Consider the following 25,562-nt stretch of genomic DNA (forward strand, 5'->3'; position numbering starts at 1 on the left):
GCCCCTTTATTTATCCCTGGCCAAATCGGTTATCCTTCCTTCCAGCCCGGCATCCACAGCACTGTCCTGATGCTTTTCAAAATACTGTGCCAAAGCATCTCGGTATAACAGTCCTGTTTCCTTTATCAGTTTTACATTGCCCTTAGGAACTGTATCGTCATAATAATTGAGCATTGTAAACCCATCCCCGTTGTCTTCGGCATATGTTTTAGATCCGGCCATATAGTCCGTCACTGCCACCTGATAACCTGCATTTGGATCCAGGTCCGTCCCGTCCGGCAATGTCACGCTTACAAGGCGGCTGCCGGCCGGTTTGCTGCTGTCAAAAGTATAGCAAAGCCCGGAGACCTGTAAAAAACGTCCATCGGGAAACTCATCCGTACAGGTTGCCAGACTGTTTTCCAGCATATCCCACATGGTCTGTCCCTTCATTTCCAGTACTATGATTTGATTGTCAAACGGGCACGCAACAGCGAGATCTCCGCCATAGACCACTCCCTCATAAAAGCTGGCCCTGATTCCCCCGCCGTTGACAACTGCTATAGGCGCTCCGGAGGCCTCTGCAACACAGTCTGCTATAAAATTTCCCAGCTCCGTCTCATTGCGTCGGACGTTAAAGTTCTCCAGAAGCAGATCATGGCTTACCGAGCCAACGATTGAAAAATCATAAGCTGATTCGTCTGTCCCCTCATAATATAATCTGTCAATAGCCTGGAGGGCTTCTTCTACCGAGCATTTGCCGGCCATGACATTCCGCACATAACCGCCCAGGTATTCCACAGTTCTGCTTGGAAATAAAACATTGTAAACATATCCCGATTCCACATACTCATCCACGCCCTGGGGAATCAGATCCTCCTGCTGCTGATATTCAGTAAGGCAGGACATGCCTCCGCCCAGATCCTCAATTAAAGCCGCCTGTCCCTCAGGTGTGGAAAGCAGTTCCAGAATGCGTTTGCAGGCGTCCTGCTTTTCCTCGCTGATGGAGTTATTTATGCCCACAAGAGCAGACGGAGAAAACAGAAACCATGGTTCATTGCCTTCATCGCTGAAGAGAGGAAGCATCCTGTAGGTATATGCCTCTGACGTACCGCTCTTTACCTCTTCCTTATTGCCTTCAACACACTCATAATAGAGGGCTGAATCTCCAAAAACAGCTGCAAGAGTTCCGTCACTCATACGTTTCTTGTAGTGGACAGAATTGCGCTGACGCGCAATATCGGCGGGATCCATGACACCTGCGGCCACAAGAGCATCTAACAGTTCAAAGCTCTCTTCCCAGACACCTGTAAGTGACGCTTCTTTATTTCTAAAATCAGCCAGCCACTTTACACCCTCGACCGTCCCCAGAAAATCCGGTACCATGTTTCCCACATTAAACAGGCCCACTCCCGTATTGTAGTCGCTCATGACGGAAAAACTCACCCCGTCTTCTCCCACTCCAAGTCCTTTTTCCTTTAGCTGTGAAAGCGAGTCTACCAGCTCTGCATTATTTCCGGGCAGAGACAGGCCTGCCTGTTCAAACAACGTCTCATTGACCACATAACCGCTGTATACACCGGGCAGAGGGATCACATATGTCTTTCCCTCCAGTTTCGCAGCATTCATAATAGTGCCGTCATAGGCGGCGCTGGCCTTTGTATCGCTGATATCCAGCAAGTATTGCTGCTCCAGATTTGAATCAGGCTGAGCCGTGATAACCAGCTCAGGCCCTATACCCTTGTTCAGACGCCTAAGCTGCTCACTGGGATAAAGCGATAATTCTGCCTGCAGATCAATATCCTCACAGGCAGACTCCACCAGTTCCTCCACCTTTTTAAAATTATTGGAATAGAGAATTTTGACCACAGTTTTTTCTGGTGTCTGCCGGCCGCAGCCTGCCAAAGCCAAAAGCAGAAACAAAGCGCCCGATATAAAAGCAGTCCTCCTGGTTATACTACGTTTCATTTGGTGTTCTCCTCTTTTTTTCATTTAAAGGATTCCGTAAATCGGACGATAACATATCCTTCATAGATTCGTCATAAAACTTCCACTGGTTTTTTCCGGCATGTTTGCTGGCATACAGCGCCTGATCCGCACACAAAAACAGTTCTTCATAGGTAACTCCGTTTTCAGGCGCCAGAGCGGCCCCTATACTTACTGAGACCTCAAAGCCATCATAATTTCCGGATACTGTACTGAAAATACGTTCCACCAGTTTTTCAATATTTTCCCTGTATTCCATATACACCAGAAACTCATCGCCGCCGATGCGTGCTACGATATCTGTATTGCGGACACGTTTTCTCAGCTTTTCGGCAAAGGCTCTCAGCATTTTATCTCCATAAGAATGTCCGTAGCTGTCATTCACACTCTTAAATGTATCCAGGTCCAAAACCAGCAGGGCCGCTTTATTTTCCTTCAAGTTTACAAGCCGCTCCTCAATCTCTTCGTGTGCATGGTTTCTGCTCAGCAGCGCAGTCAGATCATCGTGCTGGGCCTGCAGTGTGAGCTTTTCCAGGGTACTCTGCTCTTCCTCGTTATCCACTAATTTGCCGATGGCCTTAGTAGGCGGGGCGTCCTCATCCAGTCCCCAGATCGGACGGGCTATCCATTTATACCACCGGGGTTTTCCATGGACAGTCAGACGGTATATCTGACTGACAATAGGATTCTGGGGCGTAGCGCTCTGCAGCCGTTCGCGGAGGTCACAGAAGTCTTCTTTCGAAAAGATCGCAAGCAGTGTGGCATCACTCAGCGGATGTTGTATGCTCTCTTTTACTCCCGCCTGGGCGGCTCCCCATTCTGAGATGATCAGCGTATCCGACTCATAGCTGTATTCAAACTGGATCTCTTTTGTCATGGAGGCATAAAACTGATACTTGGTGCGCTCCTGCTCCAGCAGATCAAGCGTCCTGTCAGAAACGTTGTAGCTGTGGATCGCGTCATATGCCAGCGTATGGATGGAATCACGTGTTATCTTTCCCGCTGACCGGATCTTGACTTCGTTTTCCAGATAATCTCCAACTTCTTTCAGGCACTCGAGCAGCAGGGGATTAAATACCCCGCATTCCCCATTTAATATCATTTCCATGGCCTGCTCATGGGAGCAGGCCGGCTTATAGACACGTTTGCTGGTCAGGGCATCGTATACGTCCGCTATGGCGACGACCTGTGCAGAAACAGGGATCTCATCGCCTTTTAATCCGTCAGGATAGCCGCCTCCGTCATACCGTTCGTGATGCCACCTGCAAATCTCTCTTGCCACCTGCACCAGCTCTTCGTTCTGATAATGTGTAAGGCCTTCCAGCATCTGCGCTCCTATGGCGCTGTGCGTTTTGATGATCTCAAATTCTTCCTTTGTCAATTTTCCTGGCTTATTAAGGATCTCCTCAGGAATCGAGATCTTCCCAATATCGTGAAGGCTGGAAGCATTTGTGATCAGGGCAGTCCTGGCCGGAGTCAGATCATACTGGCTGCAGGTGCTGCGTAGCTGCTTGAGCAGTACTTCCGTTATGGTACGAATATGTAATACATGAAGGCCGCTCTCTCCATTGCGGAATTCTACAATGTGGCTGAGAATATCCACCATGACCATATTACTTTTTTCTTTTTCCAGGATCTGCTCCGCAACAATATTTTCCAGATGCTTTTGTTTTGTGTGCAGCTTTACTGTATTTTCTATGCGGTGGCGTATAGCCACTTTGTAAAAGGGCCTGTTGATATACTCTGAGGCTCCCAGCTGGTAGGCATGATCAATGTAGGAGGGTGAAGTTTCCGAGGAGACGATAATGACCGGGATACTGTTGATCCATCCCTTCCGGTTCATGATTGCCAGCACTTCAAAGCCATCCAGTTTGGGCATCACAATATCCAATATGACAAGAGCGATTTCTGTATGCTGCTGTTCCATGCAGGCCACAGCCGCTTCCCCGTCGGCAGCCTCCAAAACCTCATAGTCCGGCGCCAATATATCAGATAACATTGCCCTGTTGATCTCTGAATCATCTGCAATTAGAATCTTTGCTTTTCTGTTCATTATGCATCACCTCCAGATGAGGCAAGCAACTGCAAAAAGACTGCCTGCATATCCTGATATGCCTGTTCAAATTCCTCAAATGCAGGTTTGATACTGCCGTTATCCTGCCGGCTGCGCAGGGTTTCTGTCAGTCTCCCCGCCTTTTCAGCCAGAGAAGTGAGGCTTAGATTAAGTGCAACGCCCTTCAGTGTATGTGCCCCACGAAAAGCAGTTTCATAATCGCTCTTATCCAGCGCCTCACAGATATCTCTGTAGTTTTGATCCTTCAACAGCATGCCTATCAGCCGCAGAAGCATCTTTTCATTGATCCTGTAACTCACATCTTCATAATTCCCACACAGTTTCCCATAGGCTTCCCTGACTGTCATAGCCCTGCTCCTTTCAATACAGAACATATCAATCCGCCGGCTCAGAGCATGATATGCCTGACATAGCTTCAAATCAAGAGAAATTCTCTCTTGGAACCTTATCCAAATTATTATAATGCAAACCTCCTTCTTTTGCAACAGGAAACAATAATTTGACCCCATACCACAACCCGCAAAAAAATAACCACGGTTCTGTTACCAGAACCATGGCTGTTTTATTATCACTGTATAGGCAGTGCTCAATTGACCCATTTCTTTAAAATTTCTGTCAGACGGTCCACCTCAATGGGCTTTGCCACATGATCGTTCATCCCCGCACTGCGCGCTTTTGTGATATCTACAGCAAATGCGTTGGCTGTGAGGGCGATTATGGGAATAGCCTGTGCATCCTCCCTGGGCAGGGCCCTTATAGCCGAGGTCGCTTCATATCCGTTCATTACCGGCATTTGTATGTCCATCAGGATACCGGCATATGTTCCCGGAGCAGAAGCCTGAAACTTCTCAACTGCCTTTTTCCCGTTTTCTGCGGAATCAATAGCAAAATTCTGCATTTCAAGCAGCTCTGCCGCAACCTCCCTGTTAAGTTCGTTATCTTCTACCAGCAGCAGCCTCTTCCCCTGTATATGATCCGGCTTTGACGGGATTTCAGCATGCGCCTTGACATTTCTCCCCTCAGTGATAAAGGTCTGAAGAATATGGAGGATCTTAGATTTAAAAAGCGGTTTTGTAATAAAAGCATCTGCTCCTGCATCTAAAAAACCGTCTTTGATATCCGAGTAATCGTATGCCGAGATAATAATGATAGGAATGTTCTGCTTCAGTTTTTGACGTATATTTCTGACAATCTGAAGTCCATCCATATCGGGCATTTTCCAGTCCAGTATTACAGCAAAAAAATCATCTGCCTGCTCATTTGCCGCCAGGATCTTATCAATCGCTTCCCTGCCTGACAGCACCCAGGAACCTCTCATACCCAGCTCTTCTAAAATAGCAGTCGTATTCTCACACACCATCTGATCATCGTCCACCACCAAAACAGGAAGTCCTGTGAGCTTATTATCAACGGCATCATCCTGCTGTGCACGCCACTCAAGAGGGACCGACACAGTAAACCTGCTTCCATTGCCCGGGCTGCTTTGTACATCTATCGTCCCATTCATCATCTGGACTATATTCTCGCTTATCGTCATGCCAAGTCCTGTACCCTGTATTTTGCTGATACGGGAATCTTCCGCCCTGGAAAACGGTTCGAAGATATGGCCGAGAAAATCTTCTGACATTCCAATGCCGTTGTCCGTAACACAGAATTCATATTGGCTTTTATTTATAAGCGGTGAGTATAATTCATTTATACGAAGACTTATCTTCCCCCCCTCAGGAGTATATTTGATTGCATTTGACAGCAAATTCATCAATACCTGCTTCAAACGCTCCCCGTCTGTAATGATCTTTTCATGCCTTACTCCATTTGCACTGATATGGAACTCCTGGTTTTTAGCATAAAAAAGAGGCTGGCACATGTCCATTATCTCCTGAAATAATTTGGGCAGGTCCACTTCTTCATACATCAGGTCAATTTTGCCGCTTTCAATCTTGGACATATCCAATATCTCGTTGATCAGCCCAAGCAGATGGGTACTGGAAGAACTGATTTTGTTCAGACAGTTTTCTACTTTCCCGGGAGAATTTAAGTTTGCCGCTGCGATAGATGTCATGCCTATGATGGCATTCATAGGAGTGCGTATGTCGTGAGACATGCTGGAAAGGAAATTTGTTTTAGCTTCACTTGCAATTTTAGTCATCTGGTAAGCTTCTTCCAGGATTTTACGCTGACGCTGCTGCTCCAGACGCTCTTTCGTAATATCCAGGCCCACACTGTAAAAGGAAGGTATGCCGTCCCAGCTCTCCTCTGCCCTGACATAGCTGAAAGTAACGGTTACAAATCTCGTTTCACCGGAATGGGTTATAAAACGAGTATCCATAATTGCATATTCATCTGTCTCCTTCAATTTTTTCATTATTTTCACAGCGCGTTCCCTGTCTTCCGGATATACATAATTCCGTTTGCTGTGAAGCTCGTTTTCAAATTGTTCCTTCGTATAACCTATCACATCCAAAAATTTGGCCCCGTACCACAGAACCGTATCCATATCCCGCGCGTCTATCCTCGCCAGTGCCCCCGGGATCGTCCTGAAAATAGCATCCCTCTCACGGTCTTTTTTAGCAAGCCTGTATTCCAGGCTGTAATTATCGTGTGACAGCTCCAGGCGCACCTTTTTCCCTTCCCACTCTATGATCCTGTCTTTTATCATAAAAGCCCTGTCAAGATTCTGGTTATAAAATTCCCATTCATAGACCTCATCTTCCCTGAGCTTGTCATTAGTGCAATAGGGACATGGTGATGTTCTCCCCTGAATGACTTCATAGCATTTTTCTCCAAGCACCTCATTAAGCTTACGGCCTACAGATTCACATGCCGTGGGATTAAAATACAAAAGTTCATATGTTTCCATATCGCTTATGTATATATTCCCCTCATACTCGTCCATCATCCACTTAAAATACTGGATCTTATCGTTTGGACACTGCCTGCATTTATCAGCAGCATTTTTCTGAACGGCATCCGTATATGTAATATAACAAACCGGATATTTATTTACAATTTCACTGGAAATGCTGGCAGATATATTTTTCCATACAAAACCGCCTCCCTTTACCGGCATCCGGACTTCCATTTCAATTCCGGACCCTCCGTTTTTTAAGGCGCCTGCCAGTGAATCTTCTATAAACTCATAATCACCAGGATACCCTGCATAATGCTGCCGCAGATTTTTAAAATTATCTTTATATTCCTGTTCAGAATATCCTGTCTGCCGGTAATATCCATCGTCAGCCCACAGAAGGCTCAAATCAGCATCCAACATGAATTTGGTGATCCCCACCGTGTTTGTATTTAAAATTCGACCATACTGTCCGGCGTCTGCCGGCTCTTTGTCGATATAGCAATCATGCATGATTTATCCTCCTCAAGCATAAATAAGCCCTCCATTATAATCGGGCACAGTCACATCAGCATTATATCAATTCTGCCATTAAAAAGCAAGCTGCCCTCATCTCAGTATGTTTTTATAGATGCAGGCTGTAAGTGTTTTACAGAGCTGTGCAGCATCCAGCGGCTTGGCCACATGCGCATTCATCCCTGCTGCCAGAGCGGCAGAGATATCATCATTGAAGGCATTTGCCGTTGTGGCGATGATGGGGATCCTGCGGGCCAGCGGATGATTGGAGGCACGTATGCACCTGGTGGCTTTATACCCATCCATGACCGGCATCTGCACATCCATCAGGATGGCGTCATAGTCTCCGGGCTTTGAGGCAAGAAATACATCCAGCGCCTGCTGTCCGTCCTCCACACATTCTACCTGCGCCCCATTCATACGCAGAAGTTCAGCCGCTATCTCCTGGTTAAGTTCATTGTCCTCAGCCATCAGCAGGCGCAGTCCCTCCAAAGGCCTGCCTGCCGGTTTTTCTGCGCCTTCAGAGGGCAGATGCCCTTTATGCTCCAAAGCCTCCCTGACAACGGCATAGACAGAAGACCTGTAAAGAGGCTTGGGAAGGAATCCGTTAACTCCCGCGGCACGCGCTTCTTCCTCCACCTCTGAGACATCATAGGCAGATATCATCACAATGGGGACATCATTTCCCACCTCTCTCCTGATCCGGCGTGTAACCTCCACACCATCCATATCCGGCATTTTCCAGTCGATGAGACACATATCTATATCCTGACCCGCCCTGTGCCTCTCCTTCACCCGCAGCACAGCTTCGTCCCCGGACAGACACCACTCTGCGCTGATCCTGATCTTTTCCAGCAGGACTGCTGTCTGTTCACACACCTGCCGTTCATCGTCCACAACCAGCGCACACAGCCCCTGCTGTGCAAATTCTGGTTCCGGAAGACAGCTTTCTTTTCCTTTTTCAAAGGGCAGGTCTACAATACAGGTGGTTCCCCGGCCTGGTTCGCTCTCTATTCTGATCTGTCCCCCCATCAGCGTGATCAGATTACTGGTGATGGACATCCCAAGACCTGTTCCTCCATAACGCTTTGCAATAGATGCATCAGCCTGCTCAAATGGCTGAAAGATCCTGCCCAGAGCATCTTTTGTCATGCCTATCCCTGTGTCAGAGAGAATAAAGCGGAGAATGTCAGATGTATTTCCGCTTTTGTGGCGGGTAACCTCCAGCCGGATGCTGCCCCCGGGCGAAGTGAACTTTACAGCATTGGAGCTGAGATTTAAAAGTATCTGGTTTAACCGCAGGGAATCTCCTATGAAAATATTATCTTCCCCAAAGCCTTCCATCGTTTCTTTAAATTCAATCCCCTTTGCTTTGGCCTGGGCATAAACAGTCGATACAAACCCGTTAACGATCTCAAAGATATCAAAAGGTTCATTCTGCAGTACCATTTTACTGCTCTCAATCTTTGACATATCCAGCACATCATTGATCAGCATGAGTAAATGCTTTGAAGAAAAGGTGATTTTGGAAAGGCAGTCCTCTACTCTTGCAGGGTCTTTAACTGCGGCCGCCGCTATTGTGGTCATTCCGATAATTGCATTTAACGGAGTGCGTATCTCATGGCTCATGCGGGACAGAAATTCGCTCTTTGCCCTGTTGGCGCGTTCCGCAGTCATCATAGCCTCCTGCAGCGCCTGGCGGGAGCGAACCTCCTCCGTGCGGTCTGAAAACACAATAATAAGCTGAGGCGTATTCAGATCATCCACCCTGTAGACCCTGATCAGCATCCAGTATTTCTCCTTATCAGGTCTTGTATATTCAACCAGCTTTTCAAATGGCGCAGCTGAGCCGGCCCTCTTTATCTCCGCCTGAAGCAAATGAGCATCCTCTTCGCTCATCCCCTTATAGAGTTCCTCCATATCCGGCATGCCGGCCCCCAGTATCCGTTCCAGGTTAAGCCCGCGGTAGCCGATGAGTCCTGTATCGGCATCCAGGATAATGAACGCATCATCGATGCTTAATGACAGATTGTCAAAAAGCCTGCTGCGGTAAACCAGCTCTTTCCGCTGGCGGTACAGGACATACTGGGAAACCAGCAGCACAATAAGCATCAGTCCCATCAGCACGGCTGAGGCGGCCATGCTTGTAACACGCAGTTTTTCAGCGGTGACGCCATAGCCCACCTTTTTTTCCTGGGCAGATGCAATAATGTTTTCTGTCTGCTGAAGCGCCAGATCATAGAGAGGCTGCAGATGTTCCTGGGTATAATCCTCGATCTCCTCCTCTGTCAGGTCCTGCTGTCCGCAAAACGTCAGGTAACTGTCCTGCTCCGTCCTTAAAAGCGCCAGAGTACTCTTAAGCGCCTGCACATCCTCAGTATCACCCAGATACAGATCCTCTATCTGTGTGACTGGTTCTTCCAGAAAGACAGCCAGCTCTTTAAGCTTGCCCCCGGCAATCTTCACATCTTCGCTGTTATGATGGCGCTTCAGGCGCTCGGTGCGCAGGCTCATTTCGGACACATAGAGCTTCACATTGCCTGCAGAGATCACTACCTCAAAAGGATGGTTTGAAATGATCTCTGTCTGTGCCGCCAGTTTCGCGGAGCTGCTGATCGTCATGACCAGATAAGAAAACATCAGCAGGATGAGGATTACCGTACTGATAATACTCATCCGCTGGCTGCGCTCCACAGAACGCTCCTTTTTATTTGCACCTGTCTGCATCTGCCTCAAATCCTCACCTTTCCGGCCGCACCTTAACCACTCCCGGTAATTTGGCAGCTCCATTGTTCACATACCCATTTATTTGTTGAGTATAGCAAATAATAACAAAAATAGCAACCATCCTTCAAAAACTGAAAGAGATTGTAGAAACGCGGCTTTAAAAATGATATACTAAAATTCAACATATTCTGCTTTACTATTGATAATGGAGGTAACAATTGGAAAACAGTACAGAATTACGGCAGGTCGCCTACAGTGTTCTGCTTACCCAGATACAATTTGGCGCCTATCACTGTCAGGATAAGCTTCCTACCATAGAGGAAACAAGCACACAGCTTTGCGTGTCTGTGGATACGGCACGAGCCGCATACCTGAAGCTTAAAGAAGAAGGATATATTACCCTTACAAAAAATATAGGCGCCTCAGTAAAAGTCAACTATGACGCCAAAAAGACTGAAGATTTTATACAGACTTTTTTTTCTATGAGAAAAACAGCCATGACTGACCTGGCAAACTCCATGCATCCTTTATTGAGCAACGCACAGTGGGTCGGGCTGAAAAATGCCCGTCCTGAGACGCTGGCTGCCCTTGAAAGGCTTTTTCGCAAGGAAAATGCAGTGGCGCCTTACGCCATGCTGGAGCACCTTAATCTAAAATACAGTTCCTTTGGGAACAGCCTGCTTATGCGTTTCGTCTGGCAGGCTTTCATGTTTTTGTATGATCCGTTTTTTGCTATTAAAGATAACCTGCAGTACTTTGACAGTTCCGCCGGTTATCTCCCCCATATCCTGTCACTGTGCCAAAGCAAAGACTGGCCCGGGCTTCGTACCGCACTGGATACGTCTGTAGAGCGGCTTTCCCTGGCTATCTCCCACTTTTACGAATCCAGGATCACTATGCCTCTCCCGGAAAAGGAAATTCCTTTTACATGGAGTTCCTACAAAAAAAGCCGTCAGCTGTGCTATTCCTTTGCCATGGAACTTCTCATCTCAATCAGCCATGGCGTATATCCTGCCGGAAGCCTCCTCCCATCTCAGAAGGAGCTTGCAGAACAAAAGGGCGTTTCCCTGAGCACGGCCCGCAGGGCCCTTGAGCTTCTTGGAAGCGTGGGCGCAATAAAGTCTGCCAGATATGTGGGCACAAAGGTCCTTCCGCTCCATCAGGCCACGGAAAACAGTGATTTTACAAATCCTGTTTTTCAACGGCGGCTTTTAGATATGGAGGAAAGTCTCCAGATGCTGGCCCTGTCCTGCAAAGATGTCTCTCTGTTTATCCTCTCTTCTTCCGGGCCATATCTGGCAGACACACTGTCCCGGCAGCTAAAAGGGCACAGGCAGCGCCAGCGTGGTGAGACTTTATCTCATTTTATATTGGATTTACTTGCAAAAGCAGCCCCCTGTCAGGCCATCCGGACTGTTTACAGCGAGCTGCTCCTGCAGTTCTTTTGGGCTTACGCGCTCCGGGGCATGAAAGGAAGCCAGAATCATATCAATGCCATATACGCTCCATATTCTGACGCTTTGATCGAATCTTTAGAAAAAATGGATTTTTCCGGATTCTCCGCTGTACTTGAGGAGCTTATTATCTATGAACTTTGCTGCACCGTGAGTTTTTTATCCCAGCTGGGTATTCCGGGGGCTGACAGCATTCTGATCCCGGACAAAAGCACAAGCTGATAAAAACAGCAAAAAAAATCAAGATTTTATTTGCCGCTGCTGTTATAATCAAATACACTTTAAAACAGAAGGCGGAGGAAGAATATGTCCGGACACGATAAAATCATTATTAAAGGATTAACACAGAACAATTTAAAGAACATTTCACTGGAAATACCAAAAGAAAAAATAGTTGTATTCACCGGAGTGTCTGGTTCAGGCAAATCCAGCATTGTGTTTGACACGATCGCTGCTGAGAGCAGCCGGCAGATGAATGAGACATATCCGGCATTTATCCGGGGAAGGCTGCCCAAATATAAGAAGCCAAAAGCTGACCTCATTGATAACCTTACGGCCTCCGTTATCATTGACCAGTCACGTCTGGGCGGAAACGCCCGCTCCACGGTCGGCACCATAAGCGATATGTACTCTGCACTGCGGCTGCTCTATTCCCGCATAGGTGAACCTTATACCGGCACTGCATCATATTTCTCATTTAATGACCCAAACGGCATGTGTCCAAAATGTTCAGGCATCGGCAAGATCCTGGAGCTGGATTATGACCAGGTTATCAGAGCGGACTTAAGCCTGAATGAAGGTATGGTGGACCTGCCGGCGTTTCATCCCGGCAGCTGGTACTGGAAACAGTATACACAGAGCGGATTGTTTGATCTGGATAAGAAGTGGCGTGATTACTCTGACAAGGAGCGCAGCATTCTGCTGTACGGGGCGTATGAGCGCGGCGGAAAACAGATAGACAAAAAAGTGGAGGGCATTTATAATCATCTGAACCGCCTGCTTATTAAACGGGACCTGTCAGCTTCCGGCGACCGTTCTATTCTCCGCCTGAATAAGCTGTTAAAAGAGCAGGAGTGTCCCCACTGCCGCGGCAAACGTCTCAATGCTGCCGCCCTCTCCTGCCGCATTAACGGATACAATATTGCCGAGATGTGTGAGATGGAATTTACAAGGCTGTCCGCTGTTCTGCGTAAGATCACAGACCCCCGGAGCGAAACAATTGTAAACAGCCTTATTGCCTCCCTGACACGCCTGATCGATATAGGGCTTCCCTATCTCAGCATGAACCGGGAATCCACTACCCTGTCCGGAGGGGAGGCACAGCGTCTGAAGCTGGTGCGCTATATGGGAAGTTCCCTGACAGGAATGACCTACATCTTTGATGAGCCCAGCACAGGCATGCACCCGCGTGATGTCCACCGTATGACGAAGCTGCTGCAGAGTCTGCGCAATAAGGGCAATACAGTCCTTGTTGTGGAGCATGACAAAGATGTGATCTCCATAGCAGACGAAGTGATCGACGTGGGGCCTCTGGCCGGCAGAAAAGGCGGACAGATCTTATACCAGGGCAGCTATGAAGATCTCTTAAATTCCGGTACTCTTACAGGAAATGCTCTGAGGGAACAGCTCCCCCTCAAGCCCAATCCCCGAAAGCCCCTGCATTTTCTGCCTGTCCGCAGCGCAAACCTTCATAATCTGAAAAACGTATCCGTGGATGTTCCTGAGAATGTACTGACTGTAGTGACTGGTGTCGCAGGCTCCGGTAAGTCCAGCCTTTTCAGGGACGTGTTTGCCCGCAAATATGCAGACAGGGTAATTCTTGTGGACCAGTCGCCCATAACAGCCACAGGCCGCTCCACCCCAGCCACTTATCTGGGATTCTTTGATGAGATCCGGAAACTTATGGCCGCTGAAAATAATGAAGACATTTCACTTTTTTCTTTTAACAGCAAGGGGGCCTGTCCTGTATGTAAAGGCAGGGGCGTCATACTCACTGAATTAGTTTTTATGGACCCTGTAACAACCACCTGTGAAGCATGCGACGGCAACCGCTACAGCAGCGAGGCATTATCCTGCCGGTACCGCGGAAAAAATATTATGGAGATCCTGGATATGACTGCTGAAGAAGCTGCTGATTTCTTCCATGATAACAGAAAAATCCGCAACCAGCTCAATGCAATGCTGGAAACAGGGCTCTCCTATCTTTCTCTGGGGCAGCCGCTCTCCACGCTCTCGGGAGGGGAACGCCAGAGGCTCAAGCTCGCAAAGTATCTTGACAAAAAGGGAAACATCTATCTGCTGGATGAACCCACCACAGGCCTACATGCCTCAGATGTAAAAAATATAATGAGGCTTCTGGATGGGTTTGTAAACCGAGGAAATACAGTCATTGTAATTGAGCATAATCTGGATGTGATGAAACAGGCTGACTATATAATTGATATCGGACCTGACGGAGGTACTGAAGGCGGCAATGTGGTATTTACAGGTACACCCCAGGAAATGGTCCATGTATCTGATACTATCACCGCCAGGTATCTCAGGAAGTCTCTGTCTGAGAGCTGACCTGTTTAATGTGCCTTGATCGTCTCCAGAATAGTCTGATAAAGCAGCTTAGGATCAATAGGCTTTGCCAGATGGCCGTCCATCCCTGCCTCTGACGCCCGTGCCACATCCTCATGGAAGGCATCGGCCGTCATGGCTATGATGGGGATCACCGCGGCACGCGGATGGCCCGACTTCCTGATTGCTTCAGTGGCCTGGTATCCATCCATCACCGGCATCTGTACATCCATTAAAATCATATCATAGATATCACCGCATTCTAAAAATTTATCCAGAGCCTCTTTTCCATTCACAGCGTAATCCACTGTGATGCCAGTCATCTTAAGCAGCTCTATGGCGATTTCCCTGTTTAGCTCATTATCCTCTACCAGGAGCAGACGGTGTCCTGACAGCTGGGTCAGATTCAAATCCTGCCCTGCTTCCGGGATCATGATCACTTTTTCAATTCCCGTCACAGAGAGAAGGGTATTATACAGCGTGGAAGCAAAAACAGGCTTGGTAAGAAAAGCATCAGCGCCGGCATCTCTTGCACTTTTCTCAATACTGCTCCAGTCATACGCCGTGACGACTATAATGGTTGTAGCAGGTCCCACAATATCCCTGATGCGCCTGATCACCTCCAGCCCGTCTATATCCGGCATCTTCCAGTCAACAAAACACACATCATAGTCCCCGCCTGTACTGTGGGCCTCCCTGACTTTTTCTACACATTCTTCGCCGGTCTGTACCCAGTCAGATATAATGCCCATGTTCTTAAGCATCAGTGATGTATGGATACAGTTGTCCCTGTCATCATCAGAGATCAGGACCTTCAGATTTTCCAGCGCCTGCTGTTTTTGCGGCCTTGTACCGTTTCCATCTTCAGGAACGTCAAAATCAATCTCCACTGTGAATGTGGTGCCCTGACCCGCCTTGCTCCTGACTGAAATCACTCCGCCCATCAGGATCACAAGATTCTTGGTAATAGGCATACCAAGACCCGTACCTCCGAATTTCTGTCCTGTAGCCGCACTCTCCTGTTCAAAGGGCGTAAATATATGGTTCAGAAAGCTTTCACTCATTCCTATCCCTGTATCACTGACAGTAAAACGCAGCCGCGCTCTCCTCTCCATCCGCTGCGTCTGCCGTATTTCCAGACTCACGGCCCCTCCCTCAGGCGTAAACTTGAGGGCATTTGACAGCAGATTTATGAGAACCTGGTTCAGCCTCAGAAGGTCACCGATCAGAGAAGTGTCCGTGATATCTATGAGGGGCACAGTAAAAGTCAGCCCCTTGGCAGCAGCCTGCGGATAGATCATTGAGGTGATGGCTTCCACTACTGTTTCCAGGTTAAACGTCTCATGGGAGATCTTCATCATTCCTTCTTCAATTTTAGACATATCCAGCACATCATTGATCAGTGTCATCAGGTGCTTTGAAGAATATCCTATCTTTTCCAGGCAGTCCGCCACCCGTTTCCTGTCATCAATATACGCCGCTGCAATAGTGGTCATACCGATGATTGCATTCATGGGAGTACGTATTTCATGGCTCATCCGTGATAAAAAGTCGGACTTTGCCCTGTTAGCATGCTCCGCTACAGCCAGGGCATCTTTAAGCGCGTTTGTCTGGTCTGTCAGCTTTTTCTGCATTGCCCTTAGCTCCGTCACATCTGTGATATTTATAAATATAGCCAGATAAATGGGACAGCCATTCTGCCAGTCTACACAGGAGGCATTGACCTGCAGCCACAGAGTCTTATCCTGCCTGCTTTTTACCTTCATAATAAAATTAACAGGCTCCCCCTTCAGCAGTTTATCACGGTTTGGAAGGATAGCCTCCATATTATCCTCAAGATTTTGGCGGTGCAGAACACTCTCAGACCCGTTTCTGCCATCCCCGAAATATTCCATAAATCTGGAATTCCCTTCCAGCATCTCCATATGAAGATTCTTGTCGATCCGGTATTTTGCCACAAAACCCGGCAGGCTTTCATATGTAATAGACTGTTCCTTCTGCATCAGCAGTAAATGATTTACATTTGTGAGCACTGAATAGGCCACCTGGAACCCATCTATATATTCATCAGCAAACTGGGTTGAAAATTGTACCCAGATGTAATCGCCGTTCTTTCTCCTGAATCTTGAAACCAGCTGGTATCCGCTCTTTTTTTCTTTGAGGGCGCCAAGGACTGCATCCGTGAGTTCGTTCCACTCTTTTGGATCATCCTTGTAGTAGAGATCAGGGCGGTTGTGAAACACTGCCTCATACTCCTCCTTAGACCAGCCTGTAAATTCATAATAAAATTCATTAGCCCAAATGAGTGTAAAATGCTCATCCAGCAAGTGCTTACTTACGCTCACCCCCAGAAGCTTCATCAATGTACTGTATTCATAATCGGCAGGCGTGAACTCTTCACTGCCTGATTTTATTTCTTTTTTTAATTCACTCATTTCTATGCTTCCTCTCAACTGCTGCTGCCCTATTATCATATGAACCGGTATGTCCATTTACTCCTGTATCCGTCACCTTGTTCACAATAGTTTCTTTTGAGTATACCACAAAGGAGATAAATCCTCAATGGCTTCTGGAAATTTGCTTATGAAAATGATAGAATATAGCAAGATAATAAATAAGCGCAGAGGTGAAGGGCATTTGAAGAATGATAGCCAGTTTTCTAAATTGATATATGAATATTTCCTTATACGGTTCCGTTTTAACTACTATAAATACGGAGATATCCTGCCGACTATCGATAAACTGTGTCAGGAATTTGGCGTGGGCGCTCAGACTGTGAAGGCAGCGCTGCGCCGTTTACGTGATGAGGGCTACATTTCCATGCAGAGCGGACAGTTTACAAAAGTTCTGTTCCGGCAGACGAAAGAGGAACTGGCTGCTTTTATAAGACTCTATTATTCCGGGCGCCGGGCCGCTTTTTCAGATTTGTATAAGTCAAGCGAACTTGTTTTTGTTCCAATGCTGACAGAAGGACTGCGCAGAATGGATGAAAAGGACCTTGCCTATTTAGAGCAGCTGTCAATATGTGCTGATATGGATGACCTTTTCCATTTTTACAGCTACACACTGCAAAAAGTAGAAAATCCACTTACAATTAATTTGTTCCTGGAGGTCTCACTCTTTCTTGGCTTTCCTTTTGGAAAAATGGAGACGGACCTGCTCTTCTATGACAATACTATTGTAAGCCAAAGGCTGCAGACCCTTCTTGCCCAGGTACGCGCACAAGACTGGGACTCTGTGCATCAGTCACTTCTCAGTTACCAGAGGAGTGATGTCAGCCTGGCCTCCACATACCTGGACCAGTTAGCCCGCCGTTTTCCGGCGCCAGAGCAGACTCCGTTTGTCTGGAGGGTCTACCGGGACCGTCCCCAGCTCTGCTACAGCCTGGCAGTACGTATTATGCATGAAATATATATGGGAGAATACAGAGAAACAGAATTTCTTCCGTCTTATGAAAAAATGGCTGAAAAATATGATGTCTCAGTCAGCACTATGCGAAGGACAGTCCGGGTACTAAACCAGGCCGGAGTGGCCGAATCCGTCAATGGGATCGGTACCCGCATCTTTACTGTGGGTAAACGCTGCAATGAGCCTGATTTTGATTGTCCAGCTGTAAGGAGGAACCTTGCGCTCTTTGCCCAGTCCTTTGAAATGATTATCTATTCCTGCAGGGAGGCCTCATATTCTATGTTTTCCTCATTGTCTAAAGAGGTATTGTCTGATCTTATCAGGCAGCTGGAAGAATACAAAAATACAGGCAAATACGAGCTTTCCACATGGCAGGTGCTGATCTGTATTGCAAAATACAGTCCCTTTAAAGGCGTAAGGGAGATCTATTCAAAGGTATACGGACTCTTTCTCTGGGGGTATCCTCTAAAAGGGTCTTTTAAAGAGACTTCCAGACTGGACAGGATATCTGAGCAGTTTAATGAGAATTTGACTGAAGGGCTGAAGAGAAAAGATTACTGCCGGTGCTCTGCCATTGTGGAGGACCTGTTTAAAAAACAATTTCCTGTATCCGAAGATTATCTGCAAAAATGCGGCCTCCGGCCTGAAGAACTGTGGCTGTCCCACCCTATCTGCCTGTTTTGACGGTATTCTTTCAAAAAAACAAAGTAAATACCATGCCCTGCGGTTCCCGGGATGGAAGGAATTCATAGTGCAGACCCAGGGCCTTCGCCAGCTTATCCACAATAAAGAGCCCCAGGCCGTTCCCTCCCCCCTCTCTGCTTCTTGAAAAATCAGGGCGGTAAAAGGGTTCAAAAAGGGACTTGATAATATCTGCGGGAACCGGCACACATTCATTTAATATCCTCAGCTCTTTGCCCCTGATAGAAACTGTGACTTTTTTCCCGGGTTCTGTGTAAGCCACTGCGTTTGACAGCACATTGGATATGATTTTCCCAAAGGCCTGCTTAGGCAGTGTTATCTGCCGTGACTCACCCGCTTCCACATAAAAATCAATCCCTTTAGCCTTTGCTATCAGAGAATAAGGGTCACACAGGCCAGAAATAAATTCTGATACATCAAATGTCTCTTCTTCTGTGCCTGACCCTGCAAAATCTGTCCTTGATGCATCCAGAACTTCCTTTATCATGACTGAAAGGCGGTCTGCCATCTCCATACATTGGGGCAGAAATACATCTCTGTCCCTGTATTTTCCTATACCCAGGATTATATTTTCCAGCATAGCCTTCAGCGCCGTAACAGGAGTTTTCAGTTCGTGGGAAGCAGCCCTTAAAAAGTCCACCTGGGACCTCTCAGCAGCGCTGACTTTCTGCTTCTCCTCCTCCAGACTCTCAATGGATGACAGCAGGTCAGCATACAGTCCGTTGATATTTGACGCCAGGATGCCGATCTCGTCCCGGGCTGACACATGGCACCGGGCTGATCTGTCCAGGCGGGCCATGCGCCCTGTAGTTTCAGAAATATGTTTCAGGGGGACAGTAATGGCTCTTGAAAACAACAGAGAACATAAAAAGGATATCAGCACACAGCATAGAAGGGACACCGGCAGCGCTTTTATGATGGCGGCCTTCACAAGCGAGCTTGATACCTGTACATAATTCTCAATCTCCTCCCCCGCTGGAGACGCAGCATTAAATGAAAAGATCATCTGAGGCGCGAACTGACAGATCAGGAAATGGGCAATAGCAATTATAAAAAGCATGACTGCAAACGTATAGAGAAAGGTCTTAGGAAATATCTTTAATCTTTTCATACAGTTTCCTCAAATTTATAGCCGACGCCTTTCACTGTAACGATACAGTCCAGCTTCAGCTTTTTGCGCAGATTTTTAACATATGTATCTATGATTCTGTCTATAATGGGATAGTCATATCCCCACAGCTCATCCAGCATCTGAGTGCGGGTCAGCACCATGCCTTTATGCTCCGCAAGCATTTTCAGCAGTTCTATCTCCTTAGGAGTGATATCTATCCTTCCCGCTTTATCCCATGCAGTATATCCGCAGAAATCCACAGTAACTTCCCCAAACTGCATTTTCCGCAGTTCAGGGAAGTTGCCGCTCCTGCGCAGAAGAGCCGTGACCCGTTTTCCCAGCAATATCATAGAAAAGGGTTTAGCCACGAAATCATCTGCCTGTCCGTCAAAACTCTTTATCTGTGTGTATTCATCTTCCATTGCTGTGAGCATCAATACAGGGATACTGCTTGTCTTTCTGATCTCATGGAGGACCTCAAGCCCTGTGATCTTTGGGAGCATTATATCCAGCACTGCCATGTCTATATGACCTCCAGAAAAAATATCCAATGCCTGAGCTCCGTCCAGGGCAGGCACAGCTTCATGCCCGGCAGCCTGCAGGTACTCACAAATTGCTTCATTTGTTTTTATATCATCCTCAACTATAAGTAATCTGGCCATTATTGCAACCTCCTTACAGGAAGTATAACAGAAATATGTGAAAGCAATATGAAATTTCTGATTCCTTCTCAGCTCATCAGTGATAATATCTTTTTAGGAGACAGGCACAGAATCTGCAGGGAAGCCAGGAAAACAGATAACAAGATCACCAGAGTTACCACCACACACATCTGAATAAAATCAACCGGCTGCACAGACATATCCAGTTCCTGGGGAAGCTTATAGAAACTGCTTATCTCCTCCGTATCTCCCACCACTGCAGCGCCTGCTGATACTGCACTGCCGCCTTCCCCGGATGCCTGCCCGTCCTGACTTTCCCATGCAGTATTCATAAGGGTATCTCCCGCCTTTTTGGCGGCAGCATTCCCGATCAAATAAGACAGACAAAATGCGGCTGCGGCGATCAGCAGCGCCTCTGTCATAAACTGTCTGAAAACAGCTGTTTTTCCAATTCCGGCAGCTATAAATACCCCTGCTTCATGTACCCTTCCCCTGACCCAGAGCGTCAGCACAAGGGAGAGGATCACCACACTGACAATGATTGATATAAGCAGCATCATACCGACAGCGCTATTAAGGCTTTCAACCGGTTTTATGGCATTGTCATACTCTTCTGTATCAATCACTACCTCAAACTGTTTCCAGTCAAGAGTATCCAGTGACCGCACCCTTTCCGCAATCTGCCTGATCTGTCCGGGATCTGCGGCGTAAAATGTAGCCTGATAAAAATCACCAGTCTGGCCATACATGGATGCATGTGTAGACATATCAGTGAAATACAGGTTTTCTGCCAGATTGATGGGCTGGGACATGGCGCCTGCATCTGCAACTGCATCCTTCACTCTTGAAAATATGCCAATTATCTTAACCGGAGTCCTGATTCCTGCCTGGATCCCGCTGAATGCTGCAGCTTCATCTGAAATTTCAAAGTACATTGTGTCCCCCAGCTTCAGATTATTTTTTTCTGCAAATTCATTGCTGATAAGCACACTTTCCGTATCCCCCGGCACAATATGTCTCCCTTCTGCAAGCGAGAGCATGCCGGAAACAAAGTAATCGCTTGACTCACTTCCTGATACTGCATATCCGCGGATGAGATGTCCAAATCCCTCCGTAGGAGGCAGACTCCCTTCTACAAGCTCAAGGTCCGGAACAACCGCATCTGTGGGCATGCCCGCATTATATCTCCTGATATCCCCCAGTGACATTACCTCATCAATATTCTCCTGGGTAAGCCGCGGACCAATATTTGTGATAGCATACCTGCCCTCCCCGATCTCCTCCTGAACATTATATGGATTGTCCCGTCCATTTCCGATCGTGATCGTAAACTTTCCTCCGATAGCTTCCAGTATTGACCGGCGGCTGCTCTCTGCTGTCCTCCCTATTGTCAGCGCGGAAAGAATAAATACTCCGATAACAAGAAGGATCCCCATAAGAAGCAAAGTCTTTCCCCTTTTTCGTGTAATATAAAGCCACGCACGTTTTAATACGCCCATAAGCGCCTCCTTTCTGATATGCCTCCGCGAATGGCGGCATCTTTCCATCTGCTCTGCTATTCTATAAAAGCAGTATGGAACCTGTATGAAATCAGACAGGAGAATTTATCAGGGCGCTTATCTTACACTATTAAATATCATCTTTGATCTTAAATCTTCCAACCATATTTTTCAAAAGCAGTGCCTGGGCTGACAGCTCCTGGCATGCGGCTGCGCTTTCTTCCGCAGTGGCAGAATTATCCTGGACTACCCGGGAGATCTGGTCAATTCCGTTTGTCACCTGTTCTACAGAGAGGGCCTGCCTGTCAGAAGCCTGGGAGATTTCATCTATTGCTCCCACCACATTCTTGATTCCCGCCACTACATTCTGGAGGGATCCAGCTGTCTCATCTGCGATCTTTGTTCCATTTCTCACCGCTTTCAAAGAATTCTCAATCAGGGCGGCTGTATTTTTTGATGCCTCAGTACTTCTTGCGGATAGATTTCTCACCTCCCTGGCTACCACTCCGAATCCCCTTCCGGCTTCCCCTGCCCTGGCTGCTTCCATGGATGCATTGAGAGCCAGCAGATTTGTCTGGAATGCAATATCCTCAATTGTTTCAATTATTTTAGCTATTTCATGGGAGCTGGCGCGGATATCGTCCATCGCCGCAAGCATATCCTGCATCCTGCTGTTGCTTTCCGACACCTCATAGCCCAATTCGGCAGCCCTTCTGCTGGCTTCTGCCGCACCTGCCGCATTGGAAGTGACCTGCCGGGATATTTCCCCGATACTCACCGCCAGCTCTTCTACAGTTCCAGCCTGCTCAGATGCTCCCTGTGCCAGCGCCTGTGCTCCTTCTGACAGCTGTTCAGAGCCATATGATACCTGCTCAGCTGAAGTATTGATCTGTCCCAGAGTCAGATTGAGGGACTGGATAATATTCACAAGTGCATCACGGATAAACTTAAAATCCCCGATATATTTATCCTTTACCTGCACGTTTAGATTTCCTTCCGATATCTCACCAAGTATAGCTGAAATATCGTCTATCATTTCTCTCAAGGAGCCTGTAGCAAAACGGACGCTGTCAGCCAGCCTTCCAATCTCATCACCGCCTGTAACGTCAATATTAACGTACAGGTTTCCTCCGGCAAACTCTTCCATGCCGCTGCTGATCTTAGCCAGCGGTTTCATCCGTCTTCGGATTATCACTACAATAACAGCGATCAGAGCTGTCAGTATTATAAATGAAAGAAAAACCAGCAAAGCTATCATCGTATTTCTCGTTGCATTCACTTCAGCCAGAGGCAGCGTGGCGATCGCCAGCCAGCCTGTTATCTCACTGTTTCTGAACATGGAAGTATATTTTATCCCCTCATAGGAAAAATTAAATACCCCATTATATCTGTTTCTTACTTTATCCTTATACTCCTGTATTATATTCAGTTCGTCAACATTTTTCCCCATGGCCTTTATATCATCACTGTATATATATTCGGAATCATCCGAAAGCAGCTCCATATAGCCATTTTCACCTACTTTAATAGCTGAGAGGAGATCAGAAAGGCTGTCTAAGGAAACATCAAAGCCCATAAACCCTGATATCCCGCCGTCATCCGCATCAAAAACAGGCGCTGCAACTGAAATTACTGTTTTATCCGTGGCCGGATCCAGGTATGGCTCAGATATCACAGTATCTCCGCTGGAAACCACATCATGATACCATTCAGTATTCTGCAGATCAGCCTCCACGATCTCACCTGTAGAGAACAGGTAGCAGTCAGTTCTCTCATCTGCAGCCCACACCTGCAGCACCTGCTCATCCTCCATCCTTTTCATGGCATCTGAAAGGCTCTTGAGAACTACATTTTTATCCTTATATGTATTTATATCCTGGCGGTCTGATACAGCTTTAAAATAAGCCTGGAGGTCATCATTCTCTTCAAACATCCTGACAGCTGTAACTTTGCCGCTGAAAAAGTCATTAATTATAGAAAGTGCATAGTCAGTCTGGGCATCCAGAATTTTTTTACTCTGGGCCGATATACTGTTCGACGCCACCATACATGATGTGACGATCAGAATAGCCAGCGAGGGGACCAGCACAGCCAGCACACTCAAAATGATCTTCGATGAAACTGATTCCCTGCGCGATTTCCCCCCTGATGTCTTTCACGGTCCGCTGCCCCTTTTTCCGCCTGTATATGACTTTCTGCCTGTACCTGATTCTTTTCTGCCCTTAAACATTTTATACCTCCGCTCACCTCTGATATTTCAACTCTTCTTAAAATCAATATTCTTAATATTTACATTAAACATTGATATGGCCTGCTTTAATCATAACATATACGAGGGGCGTTTGCATCAGATCTTTCTTTATCTTTTAACTTTATCGCGTCAGCCTGTTTTCTCCGTCACTTTTCCATCCTCAATATACAGTATCCTGTCTGCTGCCCGCAGCGTGGATTCTTTATGCGAAATTATCAGGATGCACCTGCCTTCCTGCTTCAGGGATGTGATGGTATCCAGAAGCTTTGCTTCTGATACAGCATCAAGGGCCGCTGTGGGCTCGTCCAGAATAATTACCGGCGCATTTTTCAGTATGGCGCGTGCTATTGATACCCTCTGTTTTTGGCCGCCCGACAGCTGGCTCCCGTTTTCACCTGCATTACGCTGCATAAATGACATTTCGCCGGTAATTGCTGCTTTCCTGGCTGCCAGGTCTATCTCCTGTTCCGTAGCCGACAGGTTTCCAAATTGTATATTCTCATACACAGTAGTATTAAACAGATCACCGTGTTCGGGTGACAGAGAAATGTGGCCCCGCAGTATATCTATTGGCATATCTGCGCAATCTCTGTCTCCGATACAAATCCTGCCCTGATAATCAACCATCTGGAGAAGTGCTTTTACCAGAGAAGATTTACCGCTTCCGCTCTCACCCGCCAGACATGTGATCTCGCCCGGCCTTATGGTAAACGAAACATCATTCAGAATCCTGCGTTCTTTGTAATATACACTTACTCTTTCAAACGACACACTGTTATCCGCTGGAAAATCCTTATCCTCTGCTCTTCCTCTCTCTGCCTCCTCATCTGTCATAGACAAAACTTCTTTGAACCTGTCATAAGACAGCTCATGTGTCTTATAATTGATGTAGGAGGTTCCCAGATTCTGAGTATACATAATAAAATATCTGCAGATCTGATGGATAAACAAAACAGCCGGTATGCTGATATATCCGTATACGGCAAATATACAGGCCAGTGGGGTCAAAAGGTAAGTGCATATATTAGCCAGACTGTCTGAGGTGAGTATTTTTAAAGTCTGCAGCCATACATACCGGTATTCTTTCTGACAAGCCAGTCTGGAAGATGCCTCTATTTTATTTGTCATCATACCTCCGGCTGAGTACTGGCGGATACTCATCTTTCCCTGTATGACGTTACTGCAGTTTAATGTATACTCTTCATTTGCCTTTATAATCTCTGTCTGAGCCACAATTATCCTGCGAAGAAGCAGATAATTCATCAGTATAACGCCAAAGCCCAGCGCCAGCATAATGAATCCTATCCATAGGTCATATACCATGACAGCAATCAGGTATCCCATCCCCACAGACACCTGATAAATCATGCCATGGACATCATAAGAAACAATGCCTGTGCACTGCCCTGCATCAGTATTATACCTTGTAATCAGCTCACCCCTGTTAAACTGCTGAAGCTCTTTTAAAGATGCATGTATCATGCTGCTGTAAAAATCCTGTCTTAATTCGTTTTCAGTAGTAATCGCAAATAAAGAAAATAAATATATGCCAATATCATCAATGACTGATAAAAGCAGCAGGATCAATAATGCGGCTGAAAGCATAACTACTGTTTCCGCAAATGACATCTGTGAATCTAACAGCAGAGCCGAGAACTTCTGCAGCCGTTCTGCAAAAAATATATTAGTGGCAAGACTTGCAAAGACGGGGATAAACAAACCTGCTATCCACAATTTTAGATTTCTCCTGATATATTTTGACATAGAGAACATAGTCTGCATA

14 protein-coding genes are annotated in these 25,562 nt (G+C 46.8%); 3 read left to right on the plus strand and 11 right to left on the minus strand.

The window, feature by feature from the left end; genetic code table 11:
• Positions 1-6 precede the first annotated feature (6 nt).
• The 5 genes from NSB28_RS01560 to NSB28_RS01580 form a co-directional block, all read right to left on the minus strand.
• Positions 7-1,947, minus strand: coding sequence for an extracellular solute-binding protein (locus NSB28_RS01560; protein ID WP_109624525.1), 1,941 nt, complete (start codon positions 1,945-1,947; stop codon positions 7-9).
• Positions 1,937-4,018, minus strand: coding sequence for a diguanylate cyclase (locus NSB28_RS01565; protein WP_109624524.1), 2,082 nt, complete (start codon positions 4,016-4,018; stop codon positions 1,937-1,939). The genes NSB28_RS01560 and NSB28_RS01565 overlap by 11 nt, the downstream gene beginning before the upstream one ends.
• Entirely contained in the window at positions 4,018-4,386 is a 369-nt protein-coding gene (locus NSB28_RS01570; protein ID WP_109624812.1) for an Hpt domain-containing protein, read from the minus strand. Before NSB28_RS01570 ends, NSB28_RS01565 begins: the two co-directional genes overlap by 1 nt.
• A gap of 239 nt (positions 4,387-4,625) precedes the next feature.
• Complete coding sequence (locus NSB28_RS01575; RefSeq protein ID WP_257497389.1) at positions 4,626-7,400, minus strand: PAS domain-containing hybrid sensor histidine kinase/response regulator; 2,775 nt, start codon at positions 7,398-7,400, stop codon at positions 4,626-4,628.
• Between the two features lie 96 nt (positions 7,401-7,496).
• Positions 7,497-10,193 (minus strand): hybrid sensor histidine kinase/response regulator, encoded by a 2,697-nt coding sequence (locus tag NSB28_RS01580; protein ID WP_257497390.1) that lies wholly within the window; start codon positions 10,191-10,193, stop codon positions 7,497-7,499.
• A 155-nt stretch (positions 10,194-10,348) separates the two neighbouring features.
• Here NSB28_RS01580 and NSB28_RS01585 point away from each other — a divergent pair, with 155 nt between their 5' ends.
• Positions 10,349-11,806 (plus strand): GntR family transcriptional regulator, encoded by a 1,458-nt coding sequence (locus tag NSB28_RS01585; protein WP_109624523.1) that lies wholly within the window; start codon positions 10,349-10,351, stop codon positions 11,804-11,806.
• Positions 11,807-11,890: 84 nt separating this feature from the next.
• Entirely contained in the window at positions 11,891-14,149 is a 2,259-nt protein-coding gene (locus NSB28_RS01590) for an ATP-binding cassette domain-containing protein (protein WP_109624522.1), read from the plus strand.
• Positions 14,150-14,154: 5 nt separating this feature from the next.
• Here the strand turns inward: NSB28_RS01590 and NSB28_RS01595 are convergent, their stop codons facing one another.
• Positions 14,155-16,581, minus strand: a complete 2,427-nt coding sequence (locus tag NSB28_RS01595; protein ID WP_109624521.1) for a PAS domain-containing hybrid sensor histidine kinase/response regulator — start codon at positions 16,579-16,581, stop codon at positions 14,155-14,157.
• A gap of 202 nt (positions 16,582-16,783) precedes the next feature.
• On the opposite strand from NSB28_RS01595, the gene NSB28_RS01600 reads away from it, so the two are divergent.
• Positions 16,784-18,238, plus strand: coding sequence for a GntR family transcriptional regulator (locus tag NSB28_RS01600; RefSeq protein ID WP_257497391.1), 1,455 nt, complete (start codon positions 16,784-16,786; stop codon positions 18,236-18,238).
• 10 nt (positions 18,239-18,248) lie between these two features.
• Here the strand turns inward: NSB28_RS01600 and NSB28_RS01605 are convergent, their stop codons facing one another.
• The 5 genes from NSB28_RS01605 to NSB28_RS01625 form a co-directional block, all read right to left on the minus strand.
• Complete coding sequence (locus tag NSB28_RS01605; protein WP_109624519.1) at positions 18,249-19,367, minus strand: sensor histidine kinase; 1,119 nt, start codon at positions 19,365-19,367, stop codon at positions 18,249-18,251.
• The gene (locus NSB28_RS01610; protein WP_109624518.1) at positions 19,364-20,029 is read right to left on the minus strand and encodes a response regulator transcription factor; all 666 of its coding nucleotides are present in this window, start codon (positions 20,027-20,029) and stop codon (positions 19,364-19,366) included. Before NSB28_RS01610 ends, NSB28_RS01605 begins: the two co-directional genes overlap by 4 nt.
• A 68-nt stretch (positions 20,030-20,097) precedes the next feature.
• Positions 20,098-21,528, minus strand: coding sequence for an ABC transporter permease (locus NSB28_RS01615; protein ID WP_257497392.1), 1,431 nt, complete (start codon positions 21,526-21,528; stop codon positions 20,098-20,100).
• A gap of 130 nt (positions 21,529-21,658) precedes the next feature.
• Positions 21,659-23,626 (minus strand): methyl-accepting chemotaxis protein, encoded by a 1,968-nt coding sequence (locus NSB28_RS01620; protein ID WP_257497449.1) that lies wholly within the window; start codon positions 23,624-23,626, stop codon positions 21,659-21,661.
• 282 nt (positions 23,627-23,908) lie between these two features.
• Complete coding sequence (locus NSB28_RS01625; protein WP_257497393.1) at positions 23,909-25,513, minus strand: ABC transporter ATP-binding protein; 1,605 nt, start codon at positions 25,511-25,513, stop codon at positions 23,909-23,911.
• Between the last annotated feature and the right edge of the window lie 49 nt (positions 25,514-25,562).

This window comes from Murimonas intestini (assembly GCF_024622195.1).
Taxonomy (GTDB): domain Bacteria; phylum Bacillota; class Clostridia; order Lachnospirales; family Lachnospiraceae; genus Murimonas; species Murimonas intestini.

Coding starts and splice junctions, on each gene's coding strand:
- NSB28_RS01575 (WP_257497389.1), bottom strand. CDS start 7,400: ATGCATGATTGCTATATCGACAAAGAGCCGGCAGACGCCGGACAGTAT.
- NSB28_RS01560 (WP_109624525.1), bottom strand. CDS start 1,947: ATGAAACGTAGTATAACCAGGAGGACTGCTTTTATATCGGGCGCTTTG.
- NSB28_RS01570 (WP_109624812.1), bottom strand. CDS start 4,386: ATGACAGTCAGGGAAGCCTATGGGAAACTGTGTGGGAATTATGAAGAT.
- NSB28_RS01580 (WP_257497390.1), bottom strand. CDS start 10,193: ATGGAGCTGCCAAATTACCGGGAGTGGTTAAGGTGCGGCCGGAAAGGT.
- NSB28_RS01590 (WP_109624522.1), top strand. CDS start 11,891: ATGTCCGGACACGATAAAATCATTATTAAAGGATTAACACAGAACAAT.
- NSB28_RS01615 (WP_257497392.1), bottom strand. CDS start 21,528: ATGGGCGTATTAAAACGTGCGTGGCTTTATATTACACGAAAAAGGGGA.
- NSB28_RS01605 (WP_109624519.1), bottom strand. CDS start 19,367: ATGAAAAGATTAAAGATATTTCCTAAGACCTTTCTCTATACGTTTGCA.
- NSB28_RS01610 (WP_109624518.1), bottom strand. CDS start 20,029: ATGGCCAGATTACTTATAGTTGAGGATGATATAAAAACAAATGAAGCA.
- NSB28_RS01565 (WP_109624524.1), bottom strand. CDS start 4,018: ATGAACAGAAAAGCAAAGATTCTAATTGCAGATGATTCAGAGATCAAC.
- NSB28_RS01595 (WP_109624521.1), bottom strand. CDS start 16,581: ATGAGTGAATTAAAAAAAGAAATAAAATCAGGCAGTGAAGAGTTCACG.